Raw genomic sequence first — 9,097 nt, 5'->3', positions numbered from 1 at the left:
TGCGCCCGCTGCTGCGGTGACCAGTCCGTGACCAGTCCGCCGAGCCAGGAATGCCGCTCCTCATCCGGTGCGGTCATCTTCTCGAGCGTCATGTACGACTGCTCGTAGTTGGACAGGTGCACGAAGGCCTCGATGTCGCCCTGGGCTCGCGCCGCCGCGGCCATCACGGTGAGGGCATCGGCGTAGTACGGCTGCGGGGTCATGCTGAAGTAGATGCGCTTGACACCCTTCAGCGCGGCGGCCACGTCCGCGAGTTTGAGCAGGTCGCCGACGAAGACCTCGGCCCCGGCCTCGCGCAGCGACTGCGCGCGTTCGTCGTCCCGTCGCACGAACGCGCGCACCGGGTGGCCCTGTTCGAGCAGCATGTCGACCATCAGCCTGCTCACGCCACCGACTTGGCCGCCGGCGCCGGTGATCAGAATGGGATTGCGTTCCGTCATTGGTGTGTCCTTCATCTGGTGGGGGGGGGGTGGGTCGGCCGTTCAGGAAGCCGAGGATGTGAAGTCGTCGAGGTGGGGGAGGAAGTTGAGGAGTGTGGCGTTGACCTCGGCGGGACGCTCCTGCCTGCCTGCTGGGCATGGCTGAAAGCCGTCTGGAGACTGATTGGTTTCCTCACCGATGGAGGTGAGGCGAGCGGGTGACGGGCCGAGATCGTGGAGCCGCTCCGGAAGGTGTTGGGGTGAGGTGTGGTCGCAGGACGGGGGAACGCCGTCGACGACGGAGAGTCGTGGCCGGGCACCGTCGTCCCGGCGGCGGCGCGGCTTCGTAGCCACAACCTCCCGCATGGTGAACGGCCGATTCCGCACGCGCGCAGCCGCCCGTTCGACATGGAGGGGTCAGGTACGCGCGGGCGTCGTCTGCAGGAACAGTTCGAGCAGTGCCAGCAGCGTCTCGGGCGCGTCCTCGGTCGGGAAGTGGCCGGCGCCCGGGATCTCGACCACGGGTGCGTCGGGGTAGCTGAGCTTGAACGACGGGATCACGTACTGGGGCAGCAGTGCGGTGTCGCGCATCCCGACCGCCAGCATCGCCGGCACGGCGCGCAGTGCGGCGACGGCTTCCATGGGCGGCGGGCCGGGCGGGGGGCTCTGCGGGCCTTCCAGGACCTGCCGGGGGAAGGCGATGACACCGCGGCTCTCGGCCGGGGTGGGGAAGGGGCTGGAGTACGCGCGGATCCAGGTCGGCGTGGCGATCTCCGGTCGGGCGACATGCTGCAGGTCGATCATCAGCTGGGCGATGGTGTGACCCGCGTTTCCGAGGATCTGCTCGAACGAACCGTCCGCGAGCGCCGAGTGGGCCCACTGGAACCACCGGCTCTCGGCGCCGTTGGCCTTCATCAGATCCTCGATGCCCTCGGCGAGAGGCAGCACGGTGTTCACCGCGAAGATCCGGGAGATCCGGCCGGGATTACGCAATGCGAACCCGGCGCCGATGGGGCCGCCCCAGTCACGGACCACCAGGGTGATGTCCGTGAGGTCGAGCGTGTCGACGAGCAACGATTCGAGATTGAGGATGTGTTCGCTCGCGTCGTACGTGCGGTCCTGCGGTGTCTCGCTCTTGCCGAAGCCCATGTGGTCGGGAACGACCACCCGATGGTGACGTGACAGCGGCCCGATCAGGTGCCGCCACTCGTAGCCCCACGTGGGCTCGCCATGCAGCATGACGATCGTCTGACCGGGCCGTACGGGGCCCTCGTCGACGTAGTGCTGACGGAAGCCGGCCGCCTCGTTGAAGCGGGCGGGATACGGCCACGTGCCGTCGAACGTCTCTTCAGCAGCAATCACGGGACATCGTGCCTTCCGGTGCGGTGTTGTCCGTACTGACCGCGGTCATGAGGTCCTCCGAAGTATTGGTTCCGAAGCAGCCTTCATCGGCTGGCTCGTTCTTGCGTCGAACTGCGTGCGACGCCCTGAACGTCATGAGTTCAACGCCCGAACCGCCTTCGCGGCGTCGCGGTCCTGCACGCCCGGACCAAGCCTGTCCGGGGAGCTCAGGACCGTTGTGGACTGAACGGTAAGGAACCTAGATGGTTCTGTACTGGGTTGTCAAGAAGGGTGGGTCGGCTTTACCTTCGATGCATGGCCAGACCACGAAGCTTTGACCGCGACCACGTCCTGCATGCCGCCGAGCGGCAGTTCCGCGCCTCGGGCTACAACGGCACCAGCGTCGACGACATCAGCGCCGCCACCGGCCTGGGCCGCGGCAGCCTCTATGCCGCGTTCGACGGCAAGCACGGCGTGCTGATGCAGGCGATGGGCGGCTACTTCGCCCGGCTCGGGGAGGGTCCGCGGAAGGCGCTCGCCGGACCGGACGAGGGTGCCCTGGAACGCCTGCACGCATACCTGCTCCGCGCCGTCCACGGAGTGCCGCTCGCCCCCGACGTGCCCCCCGCCCCCGACCGGACGGGGGCGGCCTGCTTCGCCGCCAAAATGGCCCTGGAGATCGGCGCCTCCGACCCCGAGGTGCAACGCCTGGCCCACGACTGCTTCGCCGTAGTCCGCACGGCCGTGGCCGAGTGCGTGCGAGCGGCGCAGCGCAACGGCGACATCGACCCCGACGCGGACCCCGACGACCTCGCCTACCTCCTGCTGACCGTCATCCGCGGCAGCGACGTCGTGGGCGCCTACGGCCACAGCCCCGACCGCCTCACCTCGATCGCGGAGAGCGCGTTCGCACTCCTGCCCCGCCCGCGCCAAAGCTGAGAAGGGCACGGCCGGCCCCGTTGCGCCGGCATCCGATGCGGCCGGCCCACCTCGACGCCGCGCAGGCGCGGCCCGCAGGTTTACGCGCCGCCCGGGCGGTCGCCCGGGCGGTTGGCGAAGAACTGCGCCCGCCCCCAGTCGAGTTGCTCCACCGCAGGCGCGGTGTCGCCGGGCTTGAACTGCACGGTCAGCCGGCCGAACGCCACGCCGCCGGCCAGACGGTGGCACTTCGGCCGCCGCTGCGCCAACTCGGACCGCGTATGCACGAATTCGTGCCAGTGCTCCGCCTCGATGCCCCGTAGAGCTGGTTGCCGTCCCCGCGGATGCGGGGAGCGGTACGGATTCCCGCTGGGCGTCGACGATCGGCGACCGGTCCGATGGTCGCCATCCCGCGCGAGCGTCAGCCTGACGTCCCGCTCACCCACGTGGCGGACGCCCCCCCCGTGCAGCCGGGACCACAACCGGCACAGGCGACCACCCTGCTGACGCGCAAGATCGCCCAGGCCCACGGCCACCATCGCGCACCCGGCCGCTCGCCGCCGCCCAGGGGTTCCGGTTCGAGCCGCGCCAGCCACAGGTCTGCGAGGTTCACCCCGGGCCTGCTGCTGGACATCACACCCGTGTCCGACGTCGAGACCAAGACGACGGGCTGCATGACCGCGCAGGACCACATGGCCCGTCCGAGCTGACGGCAATGGGCTTCCCCGCCCGTTCGCGAGGGGTCTCGGCGCAGGACATGGGACAGACCGGCCCCGGCCCGGTGACCGCGCCCGCCGTGGTCGCCGGCGCCACCGTCCGACGAGGTGACGCGATCGCGGCCGACGACGACGGAGTGCTGTGCGTTCCCCTGCAGGACTGCTCGCACACACTCGGCCACCGTCGTCGCGACCAAGGGGACAGGTAAAGCCGCCCGCCGTACTTGACAACTCAGTACAGAACCGCCTAGGTTTCTGACTGTTCAGTCCACAACGATCCCGAGCTTGGCCGGACCGGCTTTGGTCCGGGCGGGCAGGACCGGTGGGAACTGTGTCGACCTGAGCCCAGGCGACCCCGCGCAGGGCACGACGAAGTCGTGCCCACAACCGAAGGAACCGACATGCAGACAGCTTCCCCAGTGGCCCTTGTGACGGGCGCCTCCTCCGGGATCGGGCGGGCGGCGGCGCTCGCCCTCGTGGGCGCCGGCTTCGCGGTGGTCGGCACGAGCCGCAACGCGGCGAACGCCAGGCCGATCGCCGGGGTGACGTTCCTCGATCTCGACGTGGCCAGCGACGAGTCGGTCCGCTCCCTGGTCGAGGAGGTGATCGAGCGGTTCGGCCGGATCGACGTCCTGGTCAACAACGCAGGCGTGGGCGCGGTCGGCGCGGGCGAGGAGAGCTCGATCGACCAGGCCAAGGAGGTCTTCGACATCAATGTCTTCGGTCTGATGCGGATGACGAACGCGGTGCTGCCCCAGATGCGCGCCCAGCGCCGTGGCCGCGTGATCAACGTCTCCTCGATGCTCGGTCGGATCCCAGCCCCCTTCATGGCCGTCTACGCCGCCACCAAGCATGCGGTCGAGGGCTACGCCGAGTCCGTCGACCACGAGCTTCGTGAGCACGGCGTCCGGATGCTGCTGGTCGAGCCGACCTACACACGCACAAGTTTCGAGGCGAGCAGCATGGCACCCGACTCGCCCGTGCCGGTCTACGCCGCGCAGCGGGAGGTCGCCCGAGATGTGCTGGCCACGGCCGTGCGCAGCGCCGACGACCCGGACGTTGTCGCGAAGGTGATCGTCGCGGCCGCCACCGATGCCAAGCCCAAGCTCCGCTACCCCGCCGGCCCGATGGCCAAACGCGTCAGCCTCCTGCGCCGGATCGTGCCCTCGCGCGCCTTCGACCAACAAATCCGCAAGCTCAACCGACTGGTCGGCTGACCCCGCAGCACACCCGGCGCCTGAGGAGGCGCACATGTCCGAAACCAGAGACGCTGAAGCCAACATCCGCATCTGTCGTCCGACCGCTCTTGGAAAAGATTGACACCCATGGAATTTGAACACGTCACCTTCGACCTGCCGCACGGCACCTTTCACGCGCTGCAGGGTGGTGATCCCGATGGTCGGCCGACGGTCGTCCTGCACGGCTTCCCGGACCATCCGCTGACCGCGAAGCCCTTCCTCGCCGAGCTCGCCCGCCACGGACGTCGCGTCCTCGCACCCTGGCTCCGCGGTTACGCGCCGTCCCCGACCGCGGGGCCGTTCGACTTCGCCTCCCTCACCGGCGACGTGCTCGCGCTGATCGACCGCTGGTCTCCCGGGCGAGCCGTGGAGTTGGTCGGCCACGACTGGGGCGCCCTGATCACCTACGACACGGTCGTCACCGCGCCGGAGCGGATCGAACGCGCGGTCACGCTCGCAGTCCCCCACCCCATCACGTTCCTGAGCCGGCCGCGCCTGGCTCAGCTACGCCGGATCTGGTACATGGGGCTCTTTCAACTGCCGGGAAGCGGCTGGATGGCCAGCGCCCGCGATCTCGCCTTCATCGACCGCCTCTGGCGTCAGTGGTCGCCCGGCTTCTCGCTCGATCCAGCGCTGCAGGCGGAGCTGCACGAGCACCTGCGGGCGAGCATGCCCGCACCCATCAAGTACTACCGGGAGATGATGCGACCCGGCATGATCGGGGCGACGCGCCGCCTGTCTCAGCCGATCGAGGTGCCCCTGCTGCAGCTTTACGGTGCCGACGACGGCTGCTTCCTCCCCCCGAAGGTCGACGACCGGCATCGGTTCGCCGCCCCGCACGCGATGGAGATCGTCCCCGACGTCGGTCACTTCCTGCACATCGAGGCCCCCGAGGCGATCGCGAAACGGATCGCGGCATGGGCCAACTAGCGGATCACTCGCCCCTCACGGCGAGACCACCGGAATGGGCGGCGCGGGGCGGACTCTGACATGGCGTTGTTGCGGACTGCGGACTGCGGACTGCGGACTGCGGACTGCGGGATGGGGCGGATCTCCGCCCGGTGACCAGCGTGCAACCTTCAACCCGGTCGGTCAGAACCGTCAGGTGAACGCTGCTCGTCGATGAAGGTGACCATCAGCCGTTGCGGGGGTCGAGCTCCCCGACGAAGAAAGTTGTAGCCGCCTTCAGAATCGCCGCGTCCTCACGCAGCCGGCGGATCTCCTCGTTCTCCTCGTTCTCCTCGATCGTGACCCCGGGCGCCTCGCCACCGTCAATCTCGGCCTGAGCGCCCCAGCGCCACAACGACTTATGCCTCCCCCGACCTGCTTGGACACCGTCAGCACCGCCGCAGTATTTGGTCGGGTACTCGGCACGGTGCTACAGCACCAGCCGGACGGCTCGGGCCCTCAGCTCGGGATCCACCTTCGTCGGCATGACATGCATCCTTCGAACTCAGAAAGATGCGGCATCAAGCCGACCGCGCTTGACAACTCAGTACAGAACCGCCTAAGTTTCTGACTGTTCAGTACACAACTGTCCTGAGCTCACCGGACAGGCTGCGTGCACGCCTGGCGCCTCACCGTCCCGTCGCTCTACCTGTACGGGGCCATAACCCGGCGCGGTGAACTTCCTGCACCTGGAGCGGCCCCAGACGGTCGCCGACCACATCCTCGGCTTCCTGAACAGCTGCCCCCCTCCCACCACCCAGAACTCGAAGGGCTGACCGAACCATGACTGACAAGGAAAGGCAGGAGGCCATGGCTGTGGCGACTCCTCTGGATGCGAGCGACGCACTGGCCGAGGGGACCGTCGACGCGGTGGTGATCGGCGGGGGCGCCGCGGGGCTGAACGGTGCACTGATCCTCGCCCGCTCCCGCCGCTCGGTCGTCGTGATCGACAGCGGCTCCCCGCGCAACGCGCCAGCGGAGGCCGTGCACGGCCTGCTCGCCCTGGACGGGACCCCGCCGTCCGAGATCCTTCGACGGGGCCGGGAGCAGGTGCGCCAGTACGGCGGACGCGTCGTTAACGGCGAGGTGGTCTCGGCCGAGCCGGCCGCCCCGTCGGCGGACGGGGACCTGCGGTTCACCGTCACCCTGGCCGACGGCCGCAGCATCACCGCCCGCCGCATCCTGGTGGCCACCGGCCTGACGGATGTGCTGCCGGAGGTGCCCGGGCTCGCCGAGCACTGGGGGCACAGTGTGGTGCACTGCCCGTACTGCCACGGCTGGGAGGTGCGCGATGAGCCCATCGGTATCCTCGCCACCGGACCGGTCTCCATCGACCACGCGTTTTTGTTCCGTCAGCTGACCGAGGACCTGACCTACTTCACCCACGGCACCGACCTGGACGAGGACGGCCGCGCCCGCTTCGCCGCCCGCGGCATCCGCGTCGTCGACACCCCGGTCACCGAGGTCGTCAACGACGCCGGCGGTGCCCTCGCCGGGGTGCGCCTGGCCGACGGCCAGGTCGTGGCGCGCCGCGTCCTCGCGGTCGCCTCGCCGATGCAGGCCCGCACCCAGGGCCTGGAAGGCCTGGGCCTGCCGGTGCAGGACCTGCCGAAGGGCCGCAGTTTCGCCTCCGGCATGGCCGGCACCACCGAGGTGCCGGGTGTGTGGGTGGCCGGCAACGTCACCGATCTGGTCGCCCAGGTCGGGGCCTCCGCAGCGGCCGGCGCACTGGCCGGCGCCGACATCAACAGGATGCTGGCCATCGCGGACACCGACGCGGCCCTCCAGAGGATCGCCGAGGAAAGCCCCAAAGCGGCCACGCGATGATCTTGAAGCCCTGAGATCTCAGCCCGTCACCCGCTCGCCTCACCTTCATCGGTGAGGAAACCGATCCGTTTTCCCGTCTGGAAACTGATCAGCTTCCAGACGGTTTTCAGCCATGCCCAGCGAGCAGGCAGCAGGGGCGTCCCGCCGAGGTCAACGCCACACCCCTCGACGTCCTCGCCCGCCTCGACGATTCACATCCTCGGCTTCCTGAACGGCCGACCCACCCCCCCCCACAAGATGAAGGACACGACAATGTCGGAGCGCAATCCCATGGACAAGAACACGGCATCGCGACAGCGGGCCCTGGTGGTCGGCCTCGGGATAAGCGGGATCACCTCCGCGCTGCGACTGCATCGCGCGGGCTGGGACGTGGTGGTGCTGGAGAAGGCCCCCGAGCGGCGCCGCGGCGGATACTTCCTCGCCCTGTTCGGGGCCGGGCTCGCCGCCGCCGAACGGCTGGGCTTCGCCGATGCGGTGTCGAATCGCGTCGCTCCGGAAAGCGTGAGCTACGACGTCGACCGCACGGGCCGGCGCCGCCGCGGTGTGGGCTACGCCGATGTGTTCCCCGGGTCTCGACTGACGGTGCGGGGCGACATCGAAGACGCGGCCTTCACCGCCCTGCCCGACGAGGTCGAGATCCGGTACTCGACCGTGCCGATCGCGCTGGACCAGGACCTCGACGGGGTGGATGTCGAGATCCGCGACCTGACGACGGAGACGACGAGCGTCGAACGGTTCGACCTGGTGGTCGGGGCGGACGGACTGCGCTCGACGGTGCGCCGGCTTGCGTTCGAGCCCGAGCCGAGCCCGATCCGTCGGCTGAACTACATGATCGCCGTGTACAGCCTGCCCGAGCCGGTACCCGGCTACCGCCCACAGGACGGGCTGACCATGGCCGAGGCGGGCCGATCGGTGTGGGTGTTCCCGTTCGCCGACCGTCCGCCGTCGGTGCTGTTCTCCTACCGCACCGACGACGTGGACGCCGAGTTCACCCGGCCGGCCATCGACTCGCTGCGCGCCGCCTACGGCGCCGAGCCCACCGGCTCCACGCTCGGTTGGCTGCTCGACCAGTTCGAGAAGGCCCCGGACCACCTGTTCGACTCCACCGAGCAGGTGCACCTCGACCACTGGTACCGCGGCCGAGTCGTGCTCGTCGGCGACGCCGCGTGGTGCCTGACCCTTTACTCCGGCATGGGGGCATCCGCCGGCCTGGCCGGGGCGGACCTGCTCGGCACCATGCTGGAACGCCACCCGCACGACGTGCCACGAGCGCTGCAGGACTGGGAGGACCACCTGCGCCCGTTCATCGACTACCACCTCGGCAGCGGTGTGAGCCAGCGCGGTTTCCTCACCCCGGGCAACCGCGCCGAGTTGCTGCTTCGGTCCGTGATGATCCGCCTCGGCCGGCTGCCGATCGCCGGCCGGCTGCTCGCCAAGACGAGGGCCAAGAGTACGCGGATGAAAAGTCTGGACATCGCCGCCGCAGCGTGAGTGGAGCTCCTCGCATACGAGCGGGAGAACGAGGCCGTCTGGGCCCGAAACTTCGTCGAACGAATGCTCGGGCGCAGGTCGCGGAGATGGGCGGGAGGGTCATGTGCCGGAGAACAGGCTGTTATCCGCTGCATCGGGGTTCACCCGAGCTGCTTGCTCCACGCGTCGTAGCAGCCGCGGTCGACGAGCCTGGTCCAGT

General features: G+C 69.3%; 11 protein-coding genes. 7 read left to right on the top strand and 4 right to left on the bottom strand.

Annotated features, from left to right (window positions below; genetic code table 11):
• Together AQJ67_RS29245 and AQJ67_RS29240 are read right to left on the bottom strand one after the other, a co-directional pair.
• Positions 1–440 (bottom strand): NmrA family NAD(P)-binding protein (locus tag AQJ67_RS29245; protein WP_208615061.1); only part of this gene is annotated, 440 nt, incomplete at its 3' end.
• 396 nt (positions 441–836) lie between these two features.
• On the bottom strand, positions 837–1,781 hold the full coding sequence (locus AQJ67_RS29240; protein ID WP_062722297.1) for an alpha/beta fold hydrolase: 945 nt from the start codon (positions 1,779–1,781) through the stop codon (positions 837–839).
• A 294-nt stretch (positions 1,782–2,075) separates the two neighbouring features.
• On the opposite strand from AQJ67_RS29240, the gene AQJ67_RS29235 reads away from it, so the two are divergent.
• Positions 2,076–2,699: a TetR/AcrR family transcriptional regulator gene (locus tag AQJ67_RS29235; RefSeq protein ID WP_062722296.1), complete on the top strand. Its 624-nt coding sequence runs from the start codon at positions 2,076–2,078 to the stop codon at positions 2,697–2,699.
• An 80-nt stretch (positions 2,700–2,779) separates the two neighbouring features.
• Here AQJ67_RS29235 and AQJ67_RS47835 read toward each other — a convergent pair whose 3' ends face one another.
• Positions 2,780–2,965 (bottom strand): hypothetical protein, encoded by a 186-nt coding sequence (locus tag AQJ67_RS47835; protein WP_159058846.1) that lies wholly within the window; start codon positions 2,963–2,965, stop codon positions 2,780–2,782.
• A gap of 159 nt (positions 2,966–3,124) precedes the next feature.
• Here AQJ67_RS47835 and AQJ67_RS29230 point away from each other — a divergent pair, with 159 nt between their 5' ends.
• The 4 genes from AQJ67_RS29230 (at position 3,125) to AQJ67_RS29215 (ending at position 5,562) form a co-directional block, all read left to right on the top strand.
• Positions 3,125–3,388, top strand: a complete 264-nt coding sequence (locus tag AQJ67_RS29230) for a hypothetical protein (protein WP_159058845.1) — start codon at positions 3,125–3,127, stop codon at positions 3,386–3,388.
• 5 nt (positions 3,389–3,393) lie between these two features.
• Positions 3,394–3,603 (top strand): RraA family protein, encoded by a 210-nt coding sequence (locus tag AQJ67_RS50810; RefSeq protein WP_062722294.1) that lies wholly within the window; start codon positions 3,394–3,396, stop codon positions 3,601–3,603.
• Between the two features lie 192 nt (positions 3,604–3,795).
• Entirely contained in the window at positions 3,796–4,611 is an 816-nt protein-coding gene (locus tag AQJ67_RS29220) for an oxidoreductase (protein ID WP_062722293.1), read from the top strand.
• A gap of 108 nt (positions 4,612–4,719) precedes the next feature.
• Entirely contained in the window at positions 4,720–5,562 is an 843-nt protein-coding gene (locus AQJ67_RS29215) for an alpha/beta fold hydrolase (protein WP_062722292.1), read from the top strand.
• A gap of 205 nt (positions 5,563–5,767) precedes the next feature.
• Here the strand turns inward: AQJ67_RS29215 and AQJ67_RS50805 are convergent, their stop codons facing one another.
• Positions 5,768–5,935, bottom strand: coding sequence for a hypothetical protein (locus AQJ67_RS50805; RefSeq protein ID WP_159058844.1), 168 nt, complete (start codon positions 5,933–5,935; stop codon positions 5,768–5,770).
• 455 nt (positions 5,936–6,390) lie between these two features.
• Here AQJ67_RS50805 and AQJ67_RS29205 point away from each other — a divergent pair, with 455 nt between their 5' ends.
• Complete coding sequence (locus AQJ67_RS29205; RefSeq protein ID WP_062722291.1) at positions 6,391–7,407, top strand: NAD(P)/FAD-dependent oxidoreductase; 1,017 nt, start codon at positions 6,391–6,393, stop codon at positions 7,405–7,407.
• 252 nt (positions 7,408–7,659) lie between these two features.
• On the top strand, positions 7,660–8,898 hold the full coding sequence (locus AQJ67_RS29200; protein ID WP_244190625.1) for an FAD-dependent monooxygenase: 1,239 nt from the start codon (positions 7,660–7,662) through the stop codon (positions 8,896–8,898).
• The last annotated feature ends 199 nt before the right edge of the window (positions 8,899–9,097 follow it).

Origin of the sequence: Streptomyces caeruleatus, from assembly GCF_001514235.1 — a bacterium.
Classification (GTDB): domain Bacteria; phylum Actinomycetota; class Actinomycetes; order Streptomycetales; family Streptomycetaceae; genus Streptomyces; species Streptomyces caeruleatus.
This window is presented reverse-complemented; position numbering and strand designations above follow the sequence as displayed.

Excerpts from the sequence above, each read along its gene's own strand:
- AQJ67_RS29200 (WP_244190625.1), top strand. The coding sequence starts at position 7,660 with ATGTCGGAGCGCAATCCCATGGACAAGAACACGGCATCGCGACAGCGG.
- AQJ67_RS29220 (WP_062722293.1), top strand. The coding sequence starts at position 3,796 with ATGCAGACAGCTTCCCCAGTGGCCCTTGTGACGGGCGCCTCCTCCGGG.
- AQJ67_RS29235 (WP_062722296.1), top strand. The coding sequence starts at position 2,076 with ATGGCCAGACCACGAAGCTTTGACCGCGACCACGTCCTGCATGCCGCC.
- AQJ67_RS29215 (WP_062722292.1), top strand. The coding sequence starts at position 4,720 with ATGGAATTTGAACACGTCACCTTCGACCTGCCGCACGGCACCTTTCAC.
- AQJ67_RS50810 (WP_062722294.1), top strand. The coding sequence starts at position 3,394 with ATGGGCTTCCCCGCCCGTTCGCGAGGGGTCTCGGCGCAGGACATGGGA.
- AQJ67_RS29205 (WP_062722291.1), top strand. The coding sequence starts at position 6,391 with ATGGCTGTGGCGACTCCTCTGGATGCGAGCGACGCACTGGCCGAGGGG.